The organism is Pontibacter flavimaris (genome assembly GCF_001907195.1).
GTDB lineage: Bacteria > Bacteroidota > Bacteroidia > Cytophagales > Hymenobacteraceae > Pontibacter > Pontibacter flavimaris.
This window is the reverse complement of sequence record NZ_LVWA01000005.1, coordinates 416,131-436,747: the sequence shown is the minus strand read 5'-3', so window position 1 is coordinate 436,747 and position 20,617 is coordinate 416,131. Positions and strand designations below refer to the sequence as shown.

9 protein-coding genes are annotated in these 20,617 nt (G+C 54.5%); 4 read left to right on the top strand and 5 right to left on the bottom strand.

Annotated elements, in window-relative coordinates:
* The first annotated feature begins 185 nt into the window (after positions 1-185).
* The gene (locus A3841_RS10140; protein ID WP_073852202.1) at positions 186-3,344 is read left to right on the top strand and encodes a glycoside hydrolase family 2 TIM barrel-domain containing protein; all 3,159 of its coding nucleotides are present in this window, start codon (positions 186-188) and stop codon (positions 3,342-3,344) included.
* Between the two features lie 471 nt (positions 3,345-3,815).
* On the opposite strand, the gene A3841_RS10135 is transcribed toward A3841_RS10140, so the two are convergent.
* The 5 genes from A3841_RS10135 to A3841_RS10115 all read right to left on the bottom strand — a co-directional run bounded on the left by A3841_RS10135 (position 3,816) and on the right by A3841_RS10115 (position 15,076).
* Positions 3,816-5,156 carry a DUF3472 domain-containing protein gene (locus tag A3841_RS10135; RefSeq protein ID WP_235861348.1) on the bottom strand — a complete coding sequence of 447 codons (1,341 nt, stop codon included), beginning with the start codon at positions 5,154-5,156 and terminating at the stop codon, positions 3,816-3,818.
* A 103-nt stretch (positions 5,157-5,259) separates the two neighbouring features.
* Positions 5,260-6,753: a RagB/SusD family nutrient uptake outer membrane protein gene (locus A3841_RS10130; protein ID WP_073852201.1), complete on the bottom strand. Its 1,494-nt coding sequence runs from the start codon at positions 6,751-6,753 to the stop codon at positions 5,260-5,262.
* 17 nt (positions 6,754-6,770) lie between these two features.
* A complete protein-coding gene (locus A3841_RS10125; protein WP_206073078.1) occupies positions 6,771-9,896 on the bottom strand; it encodes a SusC/RagA family TonB-linked outer membrane protein in 3,126 nt (1,041 codons plus the stop codon).
* Between the two features lie 387 nt (positions 9,897-10,283).
* A complete protein-coding gene (locus A3841_RS10120; RefSeq protein WP_073852200.1) occupies positions 10,284-11,969 on the bottom strand; it encodes a RagB/SusD family nutrient uptake outer membrane protein in 1,686 nt (561 codons plus the stop codon).
* Positions 11,970-12,004: 35 nt separating this feature from the next.
* Positions 12,005-15,076, bottom strand: coding sequence for a SusC/RagA family TonB-linked outer membrane protein (locus A3841_RS10115; RefSeq protein ID WP_170866169.1), 3,072 nt, complete (start codon positions 15,074-15,076; stop codon positions 12,005-12,007).
* A gap of 636 nt (positions 15,077-15,712) precedes the next feature.
* On the opposite strand from A3841_RS10115, the gene A3841_RS10110 reads away from it, so the two are divergent.
* From A3841_RS10110 to A3841_RS20505, 3 genes are all read left to right on the top strand, one after another.
* A complete protein-coding gene (locus tag A3841_RS10110) occupies positions 15,713-16,858 on the top strand; it encodes a formylglycine-generating enzyme family protein (RefSeq protein ID WP_073852199.1) in 1,146 nt (381 codons plus the stop codon).
* Between the two features lie 238 nt (positions 16,859-17,096).
* Entirely contained in the window at positions 17,097-18,128 is a 1,032-nt protein-coding gene (locus tag A3841_RS10105; protein WP_073852198.1) for a LacI family DNA-binding transcriptional regulator, read from the top strand.
* A 411-nt stretch (positions 18,129-18,539) separates the two neighbouring features.
* A complete protein-coding gene (locus tag A3841_RS20505; protein WP_262502569.1) occupies positions 18,540-20,615 on the top strand; it encodes a phosphotransferase in 2,076 nt (691 codons plus the stop codon).
* The last annotated feature ends 2 nt before the right edge of the window (positions 20,616-20,617 follow it).

Genomic DNA, 20,617 nt, shown 5'->3' with positions numbered 1-20,617 from the left:
AAATAGCTATTAAAAGATGGATACTGAAATTCGGAACCACACAAACGCTTGCGTAGCATTAGATAACGCCTGTCTGCGCTATTTTTTATACTTTCAGAAAGTCAATAAAAACAACACGGCCACAGCTGGCTGTCACCAAAGTATAATCATCCTTAACCAATTTAATTTTCTCATACTACTACATCATGCGTAAACTTTATGCGATTCTTTTCGCACTACTCTCTGTAATCCCGCTGCAGGCGCAGCAAGTACCTACCGAGGTGCTTACGCCGCAGATCGTGGAGGTGAACCGGATGCCGATGCGGGCCGCTTCTTTTGCCTTCGAAAACCGGTCACTGGCCGAGCAACGGCAGAAGGAAAAATCCCAGTACTTCCTCTCGCTCAACGGCACCTGGAAATTCAACTGGGTACAGGACCCGCGCCAGCGCCCCCTGGATTTCTACAAAACCGACTTCAACGATGCCCAGTGGGACAACTTTAAGGTACCTGCCAACTGGGAAGTGAACGGCTACGGACTACCTATCTATGTGAACCACCCGTACGAGTTTGCGGGCCACGCCAAGAAAGGCGCCAAGCTCAACCCGCCCCACGACATCCCCGAGGACAACAACCCGGTGGGCTCCTACCGCAAGAAATTCACGCTGCCCGAAAGCTGGGACGGCCGCCAGGTATTCATCCACTTAGGCGCTGTTAAATCCGCGTTCTTTATCTGGGTGAACGGCGAGAAAGTAGGCTACAGCGAGGACAGCAAACTGGCCGCCGAGTTCGACATCACGCCTTACGTTAAAAAGGGTGAAAACCTGGTGGCCCTGGAAGTATACCGCTGGAGCACCGGCAGCTACCTGGAGGCGCAGGATATGTGGCGTATTTCGGGCATTGAGCGCGACGTATACCTTTACTCTACCCCGAAGCTTGACATCCGTGACTTTAAGGTGATGGCCACACTGGACGAGAGCTATACCAACGGCGTGCTTGACCTGACGGCTGAGATTAACAGCTACAAGCTGGACCAGAAAACCATGCACAGCAAGCCCGACACGTTTGCCATCGAAATCGAGCTGGTAGACGCCGCCGGCAAAACTGTTTTCACTGACAAGACACAGGACGTGCAGCGCGTGCTGGGCAACTACAATAAGGAGGTGAAATTCCACAAGACCGTTCCGAACGTAAAAACCTGGTCTGCAGAAATACCTTACCTCTATACTTTGTACATCACCCTGAAAGACAAAGACGGCAAGGTGCTGGAAGTGGTGCCGCAGCGCGTGGGTTTCCGCTCTGTGGAGATCAAGGACAAGAACTTTTTGGTGAACGGCAAGCGCGTGTTCCTCAAAGGCGTGAACCGCCACGAGCATAACCCAACCAAGGGCCATACTTTGAGCAAGGAAGACATGCGCAAAGACATGGAGATGATGAAGAAGCTGAACGTAAACGCCGTGCGCCACTCGCATTACCCACCCGACCCGTACTGGTTGGAGCTTTGCGATGCGTATGGATTGTACGTGATCGAGGAAGCCAACATCGAATCGCATGGCCGTGGCTACGACCTGGCTTATACGTTCGGCAACGACAAAGTATGGCGCAACCCGCACTTCGACCGCATCTCGCGCATGTACGAGCGCAGCAAGAATTATACTTCGGTGGTAACCTGGTCGCTGGGTAACGAGGCCGGTAACGGCACCAACTTCTACGAGGCCTACGACTGGATGAAAACGCAGGACTTCCGCCCGGTGCAGTACGAGCGTGCCGGTTGGGATTACAACACCGACATCATCGTGCCGCAGTACCCGAGCCCGAAATGGCTGAAACAATATTCCCAGGGCAACCCGGACCGTCCGCTGATCATGAGCGAGTATGCCCACATCATGGGCAACAGCCTGGGCAACTTCCAGGACTACTGGGATGTGATCGAGACAGAACCCTACCTGCAGGGCGGCTTTATCTGGGAGTGGATCGACCAGGCCATTGACACGGTGAAGAACGGCAAGCGCATCATGGCCTACGGCGGCGACTTCCCGCTCAGCGGCCCGGTGGATGAGAACCTGAGCGACAACAACTTTATCGTGAAAGGCGTGGTAACCGCTTACCGTGGCCTGACGCCAATGGCCGTGGAGGTGAAGAAAGTATACCAGCACATCAAGACAAAGTATAACGGCAACAACAATATTGAGGTGAAGAACGGCTACTTCTTCCGCGACCTGGCCAATTATCAACTCAACTGGGAAGTGCTGGAAAACGGCAAGATCATCGAGAAAGGAAGTATAAAAGACCTGAACGTAGCCCCGCAGCAAAGTATAACCTTGAGTCTGCCGGTTAAAAAGCAGCAGAAAGCAGGGAGAGAGTACTTCCTGAACGTGCGCTATACTTTGAAAAACGCCGAGCCGTTCCTGGAGAAGGGCTATGAGATCGCCAACGAGCAGTTTGCCCTGAGCCCGGCCCTGCAGCCGGCCACGGTGGCCGGAGGTGGTAAAGGCACGCTGAAAGCAAGCGAGAACGGTGATAACCTAGTGTTGACCGGCAAGGACTTTACCGTGAGCTTCGACAAGAAGAACGGCATCCTAAGCGGCTATACCTTGAAAGGCGAAACGCTGCTGCAGCAAGGCCCTAAGCCAAGCTTCTACCGCGCCCCTACCGACAACGACATCGGCGCGGGCTACAACAAATCCAAGCGCATGTGGCGCGAGGCCTACGACAACGGCAAGCTGACCAACGCCAAGTATAACCAGACCGCCAATGGCTACGAGGTGAGCTTTGAGAAGGAGCTGGTGAATGGTGACGCTGCTACTTCACAGGTATTTACTATCTACAACGATGGTACCGTGAAAGTGGACAATAGCATTAAACCGCTGAAAGGCGACCACAAAGTGCTGCTGCGTGTGGGCAACGATCTGCAGCTGAACAAGCAACTGGAGCACATCGAGTTCTACGGCCGTGGCCCGTGGGAAAACTACTGGGATCGTAAGACCGCCTCTTTTGTTGGCCTTTACAAACAGAAGCTGGATGAGCAGTACTTCCCGTACGCCCGTCCGCAGGAAAGCGGCAACAAGAGTGATGTGCGCTGGGTGAACCTGACCACCAAAAAAGGCAAAGGCCTGCGCTTCGAGTTTGCCGACAGTCTGCTCAACTTCGCCGCGCTGCCCTACACCCTGCAGGACCTGGATCCGGAGCAGGACAAGAAGCAGTACCACTCCGGCGAACTGGAGAAACGCGACCGCATTTACCTGCGCGTAGACCTGCAGCAAACCGGTATGCAGGGTATGGACAGCTGGGGCAGCCAGCCTCTGGAGCAATACCGCATCCCGTACCAGGAGCACCAGTACAGCTACTGGATCAAGCCGCTGAGATAACACCTCAGAAAGCAGGTATAACAAAGGCCGAAGTATAGTTTATACTTCGGCCTTTGTGTTTTACAACAGCATTAAACTTTCCCTGCTACAGAAGTAGGATTATGTCGTTATACTGTTTTTGTCATCCTGAAAGGATCTTGGTGGCCAGTAGCAATAGCTTAACCTCCCTTCAACCAAGATTCTTAACAGAACCTGCTCTTTCGGATTTGCAATCCGAAAGTATTGGAACCGCGGATTTGTAATCCGCAGTGCATAGGCTTTAGCTACCAGCAAAAAGGCGGATTACAAATCCACTTTTAAAAAGCTCCGGATTACAAATCCGGAGCAGCAGTATGGGCAGCTGTAGGGTATTCATACAGCGGCCAGAGGTCACTGCTATACTTAGCACGAGCGAGGACACTTGCGCTATAAATTCCGTAAGAGCACCTGTTTTCAGTTTATTTTACACCAGCTTATACTCCCCTTATCCGTCTATAAACTCTCCAGGTTGATCTGCGGTGCTTTGCCAGTCGTGGGCCGCTCGTACCAGCTGCGCATGGGCGTGTAGTCGCTGAAGAAGCCACAGTTGCGCAGGTAAAAGTCCTTGCCCGACTGCCCGCCGCCATAGTCCATCCGGTAGCCGACACGGGCGGTGTTATCGGCTGTGAACTGCGCTCTGCTGAGCTCAATCCAGTTGCCGTTTACGTCGCGTGCCCACTGGTTGGAAAAGAGCACCTTGCGCTCCACATCGCCATACTCCGGAATAAAATTTTCCAGGAAAGAGTGCGTGCGCTTGAGGTAGGTGTTGGTCTTGGGACGTCGGAAACTGGCAATCAATTGCCAGTTGTTTTGCTCAGGTGCAAAGAAATAGGCGGTATAAGTAGTATGTTCGTTTCCACTCGGCCTGCCCTGCAAGAGGAATTTGTAGGTAGTGCCGGCTTTCCAGTTATACTTCAGGAAACTCTGTCCGCCCGAGCCTTCGTTGCCAAACTCGCCGGTGTATACGCCGTCACCTTTCTTCAGTAACTGTATCTTCTGATCATCCGGAATCTCCTTGGGATCATCCGTAGTAAAAGGACTCCAGACGGAGAACAAAATGCGCCGCTCGGTTTCAGTGTTCACCTGTATGCCGAAATAGCCTTCCGCAAAGCCGTTTGCCATAAAGTAAGAGCCGATCACGTCGTTACCCTCCGGCACGGTTACCTCGTTGTAAAACCACTCCACGTCGGTGTTTTCCGGCAGCGGGTAATTGAGGTGCACCGACGGGCCGCGACGGCCCCAGTAAAAGAAGTTGCCCTCGTTGTTCTTTACATAGGTTGTGCCCGCATCAATCGCCTCCCCGGCCAGTTTTATACTTGCCACGTCTGCAAAGGTGCTTCCTTTTTTAGCTAGCCCTTTAATATGGAAGGCCACGTAACCCGTATCAGCCACCTGCCACTCCCCTACGTAATGTTCCTGCAGCGTATTGCCTTGTACGGTTATAGTCTTGCTCTTCCCCAGCGTCTCCAGTTCGAGTTTGGTCTTTCCTTCGGACACCCGCAGGTTCAGCCATACTTTCATGGTGCCAGGCTTTACTACCCGGGCGTAAGTGGTAAAGTATACCTGTTCATCAGTCCAGTTGGTGATGCCCTCTTCGCCTATACTTCCGCCTGCCTTTTCTTTCGTCGATTTCCAGGTATTTCCTGCCAGCGGCACGACGGCAGTATGCTCAGAAGCAGCGACTGTTTCCGCTGCCTGCTGGCCATGAACTACGGTGTTTTCATTCGCCTTGCAGCCCATCAGAAACAGGGCCATACACGCCACACCGAGTTTATACTTTGTTTTAGGGTACATTTATATTTGTTGGTTTAAAATAGAATCACATAAAACAGGTGGACAAGCTCCCCTATACTTGGAGACCTTATCCACCTGCAGCATTTATTTTATACTTTGGTACCTATGGGTTCTGCTCCAGTTTCGGGTTCAGGATGATTTCCTGCTCCGGAATGAAGTATACCACACGCGGGTGGGTGTAAGGAATCTCCTGCACGTTCGATCCGGATGGCAGGTGCGTACCCGGGTAGTTGCGCACCATCGTGCGCTTGTTGCGGAACACATCATACTTGCGCTGCGCCTCCCAGGCTAGTTCCAGGCGGCGCTCATCCAGCACCACATCCAGCACCGAAGTATAACCCATCATGTTAGAGGCAGAAAACAGCGCCTCGCCCGATAAGCCGGCCCTTCTGCGGATCAGGTTCACGTCCTCCAGCGCCGCTTCGTCGTTACCCAGCTTGGCGTTGGCCTCGGCGCGGTTCAGGTACATTTCGGCCAGGCGCAGGTACACCGGCGAGCTCAGCGTCACTACCCCCTCCTGGTAAGAGTACTTGGTGATGTAGTATTTCTGATAACCGTTTCGGGCTGCCAGCACCGGCTTGCCGTCTGCTCCCTTCTTAATAGAGCCATCCGCGTTTTTCTCATACACCGGCACGATAAACGCACGGCGCTTGTCCTCCTCAAACTTATCGATCAGGTTGCGGTAGCTCTCCGAAGCATACATCTCGCCATAGCCCATGCCATCGTTGAGGTACAACGACCCAAGCGAACCCCAGGTCCGGTCGTCCTGCAGCGTGTGCTTGATAGCGAAGATGGTCTCGCGGTTGGTTTCGTTGGCGTAAGTGAAGTAGTTGGGCAAATCAGCGGTCGGCAGCAAGGTATAGCGGCCGGAGTTGATCACCAGGTCGGCATACTCGATGGCCTTCTCGTTGTTCTCCATGTACAGGTATACCCTCGACAAAAGTGCCTGGGCTACCTCTTTAGAGGCAAAGCTGCTGCTCTTCGTGCTGCCCATCAGGCTGGCCGCCTTCTCCAGGTCCCCGATGACAAACTCGTATACTTCCTTCACGGTGCTGCGCGGCGGCAGGTCGTTAATGTCGGTGTTGTTGCGGATCATCACCCCCGGCGAGGCGCCTCCGTCCTGCGCATAGGGTCGGCCGAAGATATTTACCAGGTCAAAGTGCACCATGGCCCGCAGAAAGTAGTTCTCGCCCAGCACCTGGTCCAGCTCCGCCGACTGCCCTTCCTGTAGCTTCTCAATCACCACGTTGGTGCCATAGATGGCTTGGTATGCCTTCCGAAAGAAGTTACCCGTGATTGACATGGCCGTCAGGTGCTGGTAGTTGTAGGCGTAGAAGAGCGGGTCGGTGGTGGTGCCGCTCAGCGCCACATTGTCGCTGGGGTACTCCACCAGCATGTGGAAGTTACGGGTATAGTAGGGGTCTTTGATGTAGTTATAGTTGCCGATGGTGGCGGCCTTCAGGCCTTCGGGCGTGCCCGTGGTCTGGTCGATGGTCAGGCCGTCGTAAGGCTGTACGTCCAGGTTATCGGAGCAACCAGCCAGCACTGCTGCACAAAGTATGGCAGGATATATATAGTTTCTGAATTTAAATTTCATGGCTCAGGGATTTTGAATTAAAAGTCGATGTTAACGCCGAACATAAGTTTCTTGCTGCCCGGGTAGCGGGTAGTGGAGTAGCCGGAGGTCAGGTCCACTTCCGGGTCCATGCCGGAGAAGTCGGTCCAGGTCCACAGGTTGTCGCCGCTTACAAACAGGCGGATGTTCTCTGCTTTTATGCGGTTGGAAACAGCCTCCGGCAGGTTGTAGGACAGCGTCACGTTGCGCAGGCGCAGGTAGCTGCCATCCTCCAGGTAGCGGGACGATACTTTGTTAGAAGCTCTGTTGCCGTTCAGCACTGCCTTCGGATGCGTGGCCACGTCGCCCTCCTTTTCCCAACGGCTCCAGCCATCCTGCAGCACCATGCTGTTGTAAGTAGGATAAGCCCCGTCGGCATCGAAAAGCTCGCGGTTGTAGTTGTACACCTTGTTGCCGTACACAAAATTCAAAAAGGCTGATAGTGTGAAGTTCTTATAGGCAAAGGTATTGCGCATACCGCCTGCAAACTTAGGTGTGGTAGTGCCGGTGTATACCCTCGTGGCACTGTTATAGGAGTTGGTCACTGTGTCCTGCACAAAATTGCCATCGGCATCATACTTCTTCAGGAGCCAAAGCGGGTCGCCGGTAGCCGGGTCCACGCCTTTCCACTCCTGCATAAACCAGGAACCAATCGGCCTGCCTTCCTCAATGCGCTGGCTGCCCTGGTCAATCGGTTGCCCGTTGTAGAGCTCCAGCACCTCGTTGCGGTTAAAGGAGATATTAAAGTCAGTCTCCCAGGCCAGGCCACCTTGCAAGTTCTTCGTGCTCAACTCGATGTCCAGACCGCGGTTTCTAACCGAGCCGATGTTCTGCGTCTGCCAGTAAAAACCGGTGGCCGAGGAAAGCGGCACTTGCTGCAGAATGCCTTTGTTGGTTCTGTTGTAGAAATCCAGCGACAGATCGATTCTATTGAACAGGCCAATTTCCAACCCCACATCAAAGGTATGGGCTTTCTCCCAGGTCAGATCCGGGTTCACGAGGCGGCGCGGGAAGCCGCCCGGCAGGTCGGCATACTGCACGTTAAACTGGTACAGGTCCACAGCCTCAAAATCACCAATGTTCGCGTTGCCGGTAGTGCCGTAGCTGCTTCTGAGCTTGAGCAGGTTTACCGTAGAGGACAAGCCCTGGAAGAAATCTTCACTAGAGATGGCCCAGGCTGCGCCCACGGAGTAGAAGTCACCGAAGCGCTTGTCGCGGCCAAAGCGGGAAGAACCGTCTCGCCGGTAAGAAACGGTGGCAAAGTAGCGGCTGTCAAAGTCGTAGTCCACGTTCAGGAAGCCGGACATAAACTTGCTCTCGGTCTTATACCCGCCAATGTCCACCGGCGTCGCCACGGCGTCCAGCACCTCCAGGCCCGGGAAAATCCCCTGCCCCGACGCGTTCATGCCGTCGGTGTAGTTCTTCTGGTACTCAGCACCCAGAATGCCGCGAAGGTTATGCGACCCAAACTGGTGGTTGGTAGTGAGGAGGTTAGAGGTCAGGAAGCTGTTGCTATAACCGTAAGAGTTGCTCAAAGAACCATTGTTTGCCTTACCGCCAGGCGTGCGCGAGTCGTTGTTGGATTCGCCCCGTGAGTTGTCCGCAGAGTAGCGGTTGGTGGTGGAGAAAGCGAGCCAATCCGTGATTCTATACTCCAGCTTCAGGTCCCCGTCCAGCGACTGGCCCCTGTTGCGGTTGTAGTTATACTGGCTGGTGTACAGAAAATTGCTCTTATCGCGGCCATACCAGCCTACGGTGTTGGCGTCCACATACCGGATGGTGCCATCCTCGTTGTAAGGATTATCCCAGGGCATGTTGATGAAGGACTGGTAAATGGCGCCCGAAGGGTCGTTACTGCGGTTGGAGAACTGCGTGTTTACCCGGGCTGTGAGCGTGAGCTGGTCGTTGATGTCATGGTCGATGTTCGCCCGGAAGTTGGTCTGCTCATACTTGGTGTTCACCACCGTGCCCTCCTCCTGAAAGTAGTTTCCGCTGATGTAGAACCTGGTTTTCTCCGATCCGCCGGACACCGAAAGCTGGTGGTTATTGGTGATGCCGGTGCGGAAAGCCTCGTCCAGCCAGTTGGTATTGCCCGGCTGCGTGGGCAGCACACCGCTGGCAAAATCTCCATAGCTAAGCGGGAAGTTTTTGGAAGTCAGATAGGCATTAATGTCTGCCTCTGACGGGTTAGGCGTTGTTTTGCTTAAGGTAGCGATGTGGTTGTTGCGCTTGCCCGTGTAGTCGTTCTGGTACATGCGGCTGGTATGGTCAAACAACTGCTGGCCGTCCATCACCTCGAAGTTGCCGGTAGTGCGTTGGCTCACACCGGTGGTGCCGTTGTAAGATACCCGCGTTTTGCCAGCCCTGCCGCGCTTGGTAGTGATGACTATCACCCCGTTGGCCGCTCTCGAGCCATACAAGCCTGTCGCGGCGGCGTCCTTCAGCACGGTTATACTTTCAATGTCTGTTGGGTTGGCTGTGCCGCCAATCACCCCATCCACCACGTACAGCGGGTCGGCGCTGGCCGAGATGGAGCCTGTCCCCCTTATGCGTACTTTGGGCGCCTCGCCGGGCTGGCCGCTGGCACTGGACACGGTAACACCGGAGGCCTTGCCCTGCAGCATGGCGGCGGTGTTGTTGGTAGTTACGTCGCGCAGTTCCTGTCCGCTCACCACCGACACCGAGCTTACCAGTTCCGACTGGGACTTGCTTGAATAGCCCACTACCACTACTTCCTCCAGGTTTTTGGTATCGGTTTTCATGGTAATGCTGAGGGTAGCCTGGTTGCCTACAGGTACCTCCTGCGTCAAATAGCCGATATAAGACAAGACGAGCACATCTGTGGGGGCAGCGCTGATGCTAAAACCACCATCTGCTCCCGTAGCCGTTCCCGTGGGGCTGTTCTTCACCACCACCGTCACCCCAACCAGGGGCTGGCTTTTCTCATCCACTACCTTTCCACTCACCTGCCGCTGCGCCTGGGCATTAACAACAGCAGACACGCCAAAAATACAAAATACACATAGCAGCACCGGCAGCACTGGCATGGTCTTTAGGCCGTTTATCTTTTCCAGACAGCGTATCCGAAAAAGAAGCGCCCTACCTCCTTGGTAAATCTTGCTCATACTTTTCATAAAGGTTAGTGATTTAGGATTTGACTTAGGAAAGAAATAGATGTGCACGAAAACACATCGATTAACTTATCAAAATACCATGGTAATCACTAATCTTTTATAGATTATAATATGTGCAAACGTTTGTCAAGGCCTTACTTGGCGTTTTCGTAAGGCCTTAAATATTTTCTGGTTCTGATAATGCAGATAGTTCCCCGGAAAAAATACATCTGCTGAAGGCACCTCTAAATAATACAAGTTTAAACAACGGTCTACGATATGCTGCCTCCCCAGTGATCAACTAAAGTATAGCCATATAAAAAAAGCGGGTGAGTACCGTTTCCGGCACCCACCCGCTGCACTGCTTCAAGTATAAGCTAGAACCCTCTTCAGGGAGCGTTAGTAACCCGGATTCTGTGTCAGTACCTGGTCACTTAGGTCGATCTGCGACTGCGGCACCGGCATCAGGTACAACTTGTCGTACCAGGTCCTGGCCTGCACCAGCTTGTTGCGGATGTCATGAATAGACTCCATCACCTCAGGCGCGATTTCCCAGCGACGGATATCCATGTAGCGCTGCCCCTCCAGGGCCAGTTCGATGCGACGCTCGTTGCGAATCAGCTCCCGCAGGCTCTCTTTGCTGTTGTATACGGCCTCATCCACAGGAGGCATGCCAGCCCTTTCGCGTACCTCATTCAGTGCGGCGTAAACGGTGGCATCGGGGCCGCTGTATTCGTTCATGGCCTCGGCGTAGCTTAACAGCACCTCCGCATAGCGCAGCAGAATGATGTTGGCGTGGTTATCAATGTTCTCCCGATGCGCCTGCGGATCTACCAGCTTGCGGAAGTTATAGCCTGTCTGGGAGTTGTTGCTTCCCCCGATCTGCCAGGTAAACTTAAAGCCGTCTTCCAAAGCGTTCCAGGGGTTGCCGTTAAACATGATGGAGGCATAGAAGCGCGGGTCGCGGTTTCTGTACTCATTGGCAAAGGCAGGGTTCTCACTCAAGTATAGATCTGCCCGCACCTGAGGGTCAAGTATGTTGGCAGGACCACCGGTTTTGTAGTTGCCATAAGCGTTCACCAGGTTCTGGGTCGGGGTAACGGAGCTCCAGCCGTTCAGCATGCTTGGCGGCAGGTACGTGTTGTTCCACTGCGGATCCACCTGCATGATAAACTGGCGGTCCAGGATCACCTCACTATTGCCCTCGTACTGCTGGTGGAAAAGCTTTTCGTAGCTGCGCAGGCCCAGGCGGAAGATTTTCTCATCCTCAGAATCCGCAAAATCAACCCATGCCGCGTAGTCGTCTTCCAGGTCTTTGCCTGTTTCCTCGTTCACCCTAAACAAAGTATAACCCAGCCCCATCACTTCCTGGGCGGCATCTGCGGCGGCTTTCCATTTGTTGGCGTCACCGGTGTTAAAGCGAGGGCTGGCTTCGTTCAGCAGGATGCGGGCCTTCAGGGCCAGGGCAGCCCCTTTGGTTACCCTGCCTCTCTCGTTCGAGTCCCCGCCCCCGTAAGCAACAGGCAGCGTCTCGGCAATCTGGGTCAGTTCAGTAAGCAGGAAGTTCACCACCTCAGCGCGGGGCGTGCGCGGCACGTCCTCCTCGCCGGCTCCCAGCGTACTCGTAACCAGCGGCACATCACCAAACCGCAGCACCATATCCCAGTAGAACCAGGTGCGCAGGAATCTCGCCTCGGCTTTAAAGCGCTCCCGCAGTTCCGCGTCCATCTCAATGTTATCGGCGTTCTCCAGCAACTGGTTAGCGCGCCGGATGCCGGTATAGCCCCAGCCCGCGTTGGAGTTGGTATTAATCGTGCCTGCCGACACCACGGTGGCCACACTTTCCCAAGGATACTGCGCGTAGGCATTGTCCGTGCTGCCGTCGTCGTAAATAATTTCCTCTCTGGTCAGCTGGCTGTACACTGCATTCAAGGCCTTGGACAGGTCATCCTTGGATTTCCAGAAGGTCGCATCAGAGATCTGGTTCTGCGGCGGCCGCTCCAGAAAGTCGTCATTGCAGGCAGTGGTAAGCAGGAGCCCGGCAAGCGCTCCGGTATAGGTTAAATATTTTATACTTCTTTTCATGATATCTTGTGTTGGTAATGATGAAGCCATCAATGTTAGAATTTGGCGTTTACACCGAGTGAGAAGGTCTTCAGGCCCGGGTAGCCCCCACGGCCGGAACCGAACTCCGGATCGTAGTCGTTCAGGCGCTCATCTCCCATGATGGTGAATGGGTTGTTGGAGGTAGCGTACACGCGTAGTGTCTGCATGCCCAGCTTGCTGCTCACTGTCTCCGGAATGTTATACCCCAGCGTGATAGCCCTCACGCGGAAGTATGCGCCGCTGAAGAGCCAGAAAGAAGAAGTATTGTAGTTATGCGAGGCATCGGCACTGATGAGCGTGCGTGGGAAGTGTGCATTTGGATCCGGGTTCTCCGTTGTCCAGCGGTTCTCGTACGCCTGCTTGATGTTGGCCCCGTTGAAGAACGGGTAGGCGGCCTCAGACTCCAGGTAGGTATCCACATCGGCCACACCGTACGTAATCACGTTCAGGTCGAAGCCTTTGTAGGCGGCCCCCAGGTTAAGGCCATAGGTCATCCACGGCACGTCGTTGCCCAGAATTACGCGGTCGGCCGCATCAATCACCTTGTCGCCGTTAATGTCGGCATACTTGATGTCGCCAGGCGCAGTGGCTGCACTCTGGAAGGCGTGGCTCTGCACGTCCTCCTCGTTCACGAAAAGTCCCTCGGCGCGGTAGCCGTAGAAGGCACCTACCGACTCGCCCACACGCTCTATCCAGTAGCCGCTGATGCGCTCTTCCACGCCACCCAGGTTCACGATCTCGTTCTGGATCTTGGAGAAGTTAGCACCGATGGTATAGGTAAAGTCAGACCCAATGGCGCCGTTGTGTACCAGGTTTAGCTCGATACCCTTGTTGCGTGTCTCGGCCGCGTTCCGGAAAGGCGCTGCCAGACCATAGGTCGAAAGCACCGGCAACTGCATCAGGATACCCTCCGTGTTTTTGATGTAGTAATCGGCCACCACATCCAGCTTGCCTCTGAAAATGGAGAAGTCCACACCAAAGTCAGTCATGTATACTTTCTCCCAGGTTGCCAGCGTGTTGGCACCTGTGCCTTGCCAGGCCCCGTCCACCGGGTTTCCGTCAAAGTTGTAGGCATAGCCTGTGCTCAGCAGCGAGTAGTAGTTGCCCGGCGGTACCACGTCCTGGTTGCCCAGCGCACCCCAGGAGCCGCGCAGTTTCAGGTTGTCGATCCAGCTGATGTTCTTAATAAATGTCTCCTCCGACAGCCTCCAGCCGGCTGAGAAGGAAGGGAACACCGCCTCGCGCTGGTCCGGATGGAAACGGGAGGAATAGTCAGTGCGCAGGGTACCTTCGAACAGGTACTTGTTCTGGAAATCATAGTTTACACGACCGAAGAAGGAGCGAATGGCCCACTGCGTTTCGGCGGTGCTGTTGGCGCCTGACACAATGTTCTCCGGACTTGCCGAACCAGTACCAATCGTTGACATCTCATCGTTAGGGAAGTTCTTGCGGCCCATAAACGCTGTGCGGTATACGTTGCTTTCCTGCGAGGCACCCACCATGATTTTACCGGTATGGTCGCCAAAGGTGCGCTCGTAGTTGGCTGTTCCCTGCGTCAGGATCTCCTGCCGGCGGCCCCAGTTCTCCTGCATCTGGTTAACCGTAACCGCCGAGGCGTTCATCGGCTGCTTCGTCAGAAAGTCCACAATCGGGTCCATTGTGCTGTTAAAGGACCAGTTCATCAGGTTGGAGTACTTTAAAGAGAAGAGGCCGTTCACTGTCAGGCCTTTCAAGGGGGTCAGGCTGGCGTTTGCCGCCGTTTGCAGGTAATTGTTACGGGTCCAGCTACTGCCGCCCTCCTCTATTTTGCGCAACTGGTTTCTGGCGGCTGTGTTGGCGTTGGCTGATCCGCCGCTTACCGAGCCCCAGCTTCCGTCTGAGTGGCGCGCCACCGTCACCGGAAGCGAGCGGTTAAGTTCTGTCCAGCTGAAGCCTGCTCCCTCCGTGTCGTAGTCCTGGCGGATGAAGGAGATGTTGGTTCCCACTTTCAGGATGTCCGCAAATACTTCTGTATCCGTATTCAGCTTTACACTGTAGCGGTCCATGTCTTTGCCCGGTAGCAGCGACTGCTGGTTAAAATAAGAAGCGCCCAGGTAATAGCTGGTGTTCTTGCCGCTGGAGGACACGTTCAGGTTGATGTCGCTCTGCGGCGCTGTCTCGCGCAGCACCAGGTCGTACCAGTCTGTGTTCGGGTACATATCCGGGTCACTTCCATTACCGAGCTTCTGAATCTGCTCCTCCGTGTAGGTCGGGGCCTTGCCGGCGTTTGTCATCGCCTCGTTGTGGAACCTGGCATAGCCCACGGCATCCATGTACTCCGGCAAACGCGTAGCAGACTGCCAGCCGTGGCTGGCGTTAAAGCCGATCGTGGTTTTCTCCGTGTTCTTTCCCGTCTTGGTCGTTACCACGATCACGCCGTTCGCCGCCCTGGAGCCATAAATGGACGCAGCAGAGGCATCTTTCAGCACCGACATGTTCTCGATGTCATTCGGGTTCAGAGCCGCCAGTTCTGTGTCTGAGGCTGGAATACCATCAATGATGATCATCGGGCCGGGCGAGCTCAGGTTGGTGCGTCCGCGCACGGTGATCGTGCCGACACTGCCCACATCGCCCGGGCGCTGGATTACCGTAAGGCCCGGCAAAACACCCTGCAGGGCATTCTGTACCGAGGTAACAGGCCGGTCGGTCAGCTGCTTGGTATCTACCGTCGCCACCGAGCCGGTTACGTCTGCCCGCTTCTGGGTACCGTAGCCCACTACCACCACCTCTTCCAGGCTCTTGGCATCAGGCTTCATGGTCACGTTAATGGAAGCCTGGTTGCCTACAGTCACTTCCTTTGTCTCGTAGCCGATGTAAGAGAACACCAGTACGTCCGTGGGCGCAGCGGCAATGGTAAAGGCTCCCTCCACGTTGGTGGTGGTGCCTGTGGTGGAGTTCTTTACCACCACGGTAAGCCCGATAAGGGGCTGGTTCTGCTCATCCACTACCTTACCGCTTACCCGCTGCTGCGTCTGGCCGTAGCCGGCATGGGTGGTGAGGAGGAAAAACAGCGCGCTTAATAATAAAGAGAGCGCAGGTATGGGCATGGTACACCTTTTTTGTAGCGAGCAAAGTCTCCTGCCCAGAACGACTCCTCCTTCTCTGTCATGTTGATTCATACTTCTTATGGTTTAGCTTTATGTGGATATGTGTTCGAGAACGCATTCATTAAGGTAGGATTGATCACGGAAACCACCTAACCAACAAAGCCATTAAAAACACACAAACGTTTGTTTTATACTTGGGCGGAAACCGAAAAGAATACATGTCACAACACCATCGCCCCACCCCTGGCTCCTCCCAACACCTGCCAGGGGCTTTAATACCCAGCGACTTTCTTCTGAACTATAAGAGGCGGTAAAGTATGGCTTGCGGCGGGGTAGAAAGCCGTAGGAACAGCTAAGATGTCAATCCAAAGGGAGGTTTGCCCAATTTTCTACATGCTACCTTTACAACCCGTATATCTAAAAGCGGGGTTTATGACTATATTCTTACCGGTTTGTTAAACGTTTGTTAAGTATAGGCAAACGTTTGCGGGGACTTACATGCAGAAGAGCATACAGGCCAACACTATCTCTGAGAAGTTTGGAGCCGCTGGCCAGGAAAGTATGGAGCGCATATATTCCTGCGTGGACGTCTACATATAGTTTGTTTTGCCCCAATCACTTTCGTAACTTTCTTTCATGAAATACCTTCTTTCCATAACTGCCTCTGTTGTGGCAGCCATACTTACCGGCTGCACCGAGCAGCCTAAAGAGCAGCCAGCCACCGCAACCCTCGCCGCCACGCAGGATGACTCCCTCTCCTCCTGCTGCATTGCCGCTGTGCCCTCCCGCTTTGGAGCAGCATCAGCCCAGGAAACAAGCGCATGGAAACAGGTGTCGGAGAAAGAGCAGCAGGAAGGTATGGTGTGGGTAGCGGGCGACACCTTTTTGATGGGGGCGGACGATAAGCAGGCGCGGCCGGACGAACAGCCCAGGCACCAGGTAGCCGTGGACGGTTTCTGGATGGATGCCACAGAGGTAACGAACGCCGAGTTTGCGCGCTTTGTGGAAGCCACCGGCTACGTGACCACGGCCGAGCAAAAGCCGGACTGGGAAGAGCTGAAAAAACAGCTCCCTCCGGGCACGCCCAAGCCGGACGAGAGCCTGCTGGTACCGGCATCGCTGGTGTTCCAATCTCCGAAGGGGCAGGTAGACCTGAACGACTTTGCCAGTTGGTGGACCTGGCAAGAGGAGGCAAACTGGCGACAGCCGCACGGGCCAGGCAGCAGCATCAAAGGCAAAGAGAACCACCCCGTTGTGCACATTTCCTGGTACGACGCGCAGGCCTATGCCAAATGGACTGGCAAGAGGCTCCCGACAGAGGCGGAGTGGGAATGGGCCGCGCGCGGTGGAAAGAAAGACGCCATGTACCCCTGGGGAAACGAGGGCATTAACGCCGGCAAGCCAAAAGCCAACACCTGGAGCGGCACTTTCCCGACTAAAAACACGGAGCAGGACGGCTACTACCATTCGGCCCCCGTTAAGTCGTATGCCCCCAATGGCTATGGGCTGTATGACATGGCAGGCAACGTATGGGAGTGGTGCTCGGATTACTACCACAGCGATTACTACCGTACGATTCATACTTCTGCGGGGGTGCGCAACCCCGCCGGCCCGGCAGAAAGCCACGACCCAAACGAGCCACATGCTAAGAAGCGGGTGATCAGGGGAGGCTCCTTTCTCTGCAACGACAGCTATTGCTCCGGCTTTAGGGTAGCCGCCCGCATGAAGAGCACCGAGGACAGCAGCCTGGAGCACGTAGGCTTCCGCTGCGTGAAGGATTAGCAAACAAAAAAGCCCCCGCTTTCGCAGGGGCTCCCCCAATCATTCACCTATACTAACTTATAATGCTGTAATTCTCTTGATAAAAACGCAGAACACAACAAACATACATTTTGTGCGCGAACACGCAAGTTATTGACTCTAAAAATTTAAATTACCTCCCTAAAGCACCTACTCCCCTGGCCATACTTTACTTTGCAACGCATAAACCGTAACTTGGGCAACCGCTATACTTTATAAGATGCCACGGAAACCAACCACGATAAAAGAAATCGCTAAGATACTCCAAGTGTCTACTTCTACCGTTTCCAGGGCGCTGCACGACCACCCCAGTATTGGCACAGCCACCAGCGCCAGGGTAAAGCAACTGGCAAAGGAGCTGAACTATGAGCGCAACCAGACGGCGGTATACTTCCAGCAGGGCAAAACCTACACGATAGGCGTTATCCTGCCAGAGCTCTCGGAGGCATTCTTTTCCTCGGCCATCAGCGCGATAGAAGACACCGCCTATAAGCGAAACTACACAGTGCTGCTGGCCCAATCGCATGACGATGCCCAAACCGAGAAGCAGCTGGTGGAGAAGATGAAGAACCACCGGGTGGACGGCCTGCTGGTGTCCGTAGCCAAAACCACCTCTACCTTTGAGCATTTCAGCAGCCTGAGCAAGTTCAACATTCCCGTCGTGTTCTTCGACCGCATCCCGCCGATTAACGGTGTACACTCTGTGGCCTGTAGCATGGTTACCGGCACTATCGAGGCTGTTACTTATTTACTGAAGAAAGGGCACCGCGCAATCGGGATGATCAACGGGCCGGAAACGCTTTACGCCAGCACAGAGCGGCGGGAGGGCTACATTAAGGCGATGCAGAAGAACAGGCTCAAGTTCGACCCCTCGCTGGTCGTAGGCTGCGACCTGACGGAGGAAGGGACTATCAAGGCCCTGGAGGAGCTGCTGGCAAATAAGCGCAAAGCCACGGCAATCGTTACCTTCAACGATTATGTATGGCTCTACGCCCAGAAACACGCCCGCAGGCTGGGAATAAGCATCAACAAGGACCTGGAGTTTGTAAGCTACGCCAACCTGCCTATGATGGAGTACATGGACTATGCGCCGCTTGCCTCTGTGGAGCAGTTCCCGCACCAGCAGGGGCAGAAAGCGACCGAGATCCTGCTGGACCTGCTCGCTTCCGGCGAGGAGCAGCACCTGCGGCAGCAAGCGTACTATAAAGTCATTGTGGAGTCGCAGCTCGTGGAAAGCAGCCGGAAGCTGTAGTACCGCTCCGGCTGCCCACTTTTCTTTCTCTTAACCGCTGCCAACTCCTGAGTTTCCTGGCTGTCCCTTAAAAAACCTCGCAGACCCAGCACATGCCATACCCGATGCGCTGTGCGGCTACCAATTTAAGAGTCTATTGGGCCCAGTAGGTGCGTGTTCGTAAACATTATGTACTTTTTTTCTTGTTTCGTAGAAAATACCTGTTTACTTTTAAAAACTTTCCTCCATCACGCACGCTAAGCCCACGGCCCTTGCCTCTTATCCTTAGAAGTGAGTTTGGAGAGGTTATATACGCTAATTATAGAGGAAATCAGCTGAAACCCAGTGCAAAAGTACCCTCCTCGGGTAGCTTTATACTTGTGGTTCAGACAGGGAATATCCTAATCAACCTAGAAGAAAAAACCTCATTACATGCATAAAAGCCCTACTTTACTCATACTGGCGGCAGGTATGGCAACACGGTACGGCAGCCTGAAGCAGTTAGACGCTTTTGGCCCCAACGGAGAAACCATCATAGAGTACTCTATCCACGATGCCGTGAGAGCAGGGTTCGGCAAGGTGGTGTTCGTGATCCGCAAATCTATTGAAGAAGCGTTTAAAACAGCCATGCAGGAAAGGCTGCCGAAGGACCTTGCCGTAACGTATGTCACGCAGGAGCTCGACATGTTGCCGGACGGATTCAGCGTGCCCGAGGGACGCACCAAGCCCTGGGGAACGGCTCATGCCGTATGGGTAGCCAGCCCCGCGCTGCAGGAGCCCTTTGCGGTGATCAATGCCGACGACTTTTACGGCTATGAGTCCTTCAAACTGGCAGCTGACTTCCTGACAAGCAGCACCGACGAACGCGAGTATGGCCTGATTGGCTACAGGCTCTCCAACACCCTCTCCGAGCACGGCAACGTATCGCGCGGCATCTGCGCCTTTGGCCCCGACCACTCCCTGACATCACTCACGGAACTGACCAAGATCGGGCGCACGGCAAGCGGTGCCATCGCGGTAGAGGATGAGGGGGCGCAGCAGTGGCAGCTCACCGGTGAGGAAATTGTGTCGATGAACCTGATGGCTTTCAAACCCTCGGTGCTGCCATACTTTAACAAGTACCTGAAAGCATTTCTGCAGGAAAAGGGCCACGAACAGAAGACAGAGTTCTACCTGCCCTCTGTGGTCAATGCCATGCTGGCAACGGGAGCCGCCCGCGTAAAGGTGATTCCTACGCCGGAGAAGTGGTTCGGCGTGACCTATCCCGAAGACAAGGCGGGCACCATCCGGCAAATAAAAGACCTGATAGACGCCAATATTTACCCTGCAAACCTATGGGAAACTGCTACCCGACATACCATGAATGAAAACACCAACGCTGAGGCAAACCTGCGGGAGGTACTCTCCCACTTTATAATCGAAGGAAGTATAAGCAGCGTACGCCTCTACGGCTCGGGCCACATCCACGACACCTACGCGGTAACCAACGGCACACCCGACAGTCCTGATTACCTGTTGCAGCGCATTAACCACAACGTGTTTAAGAATGTGCCCCTGCTGATGGAGAACATCGAACTGGTGACGCGCCACCTGCGCCAGAAACTGGAGAATCTGCCCGGCGCGAGGCCCGACGAGGAAGTGCTTACCCTGGTGCCGACACATGCGCAGCAAAGCTTTTACCAAGACGCGGAAGGAAATTTCTGGAGGGTGTACCTGCTGCTGGATGGCACGCGCAGCTATGACATTGTGGAAACCCCGCAGCAGGCCCACGAAGGTGGCAAAGCCTTCGGCAAGTTCCTGGCCCTGCTGGCAGACCTGGACACAAACCAACTGCACGACTCCATCCCGGATTTCCATAACGTAGAGAGCCGCCTCCGCCTTTTTGAGGCAGCGCTACAACGCAACCCCAAAGACAGGGCACGACAGGTACCTCAGGAGATTGCCTTTGTGCAGCAGCGGGCCGAACAGATGAGCACGATCTGCAGGCTGGGACGCGAGGGCAGACTGCCCCTCCGCACCACACACAATGATACCAAGTTTAACAATGTACTGCTCGACAAGTATGACAAGGCACTCTGTGTGATAGACCTGGACACAGTGATGCCGGGCTACGTGGCCTACGACTTTGGCGACGCCATCCGCACGACCGTGAACAAGGCCGCAGAGGATGAAAAGGACCTGAGCAAGATCAACGTTGACTTCCACCTGTTCAAGGCTTTTACCGAGGGCTTTCTGCAGGAGACCTGCTCTTTTCTTACCCAGGAAGAAATCGTCTCGCTGCCGCTCGGCGCAACGCTGTTGCCCTACATCATGGGCCTGCGTTTCCTGACCGATTATATCGACGGCGACCATTATTACAAGATCCATTTTCCGGAGCACAACCTGCAGCGGGCACGTGCCCAGTTCAGGCTGGTGGAGGTGCTGGAAGCGAACATGGACCTGCTGCGCAACACCGTGCAGGAAACCGCCACCCTGTGCAAAACCACCGAAGCCGAGCAACAGAAGTAAAG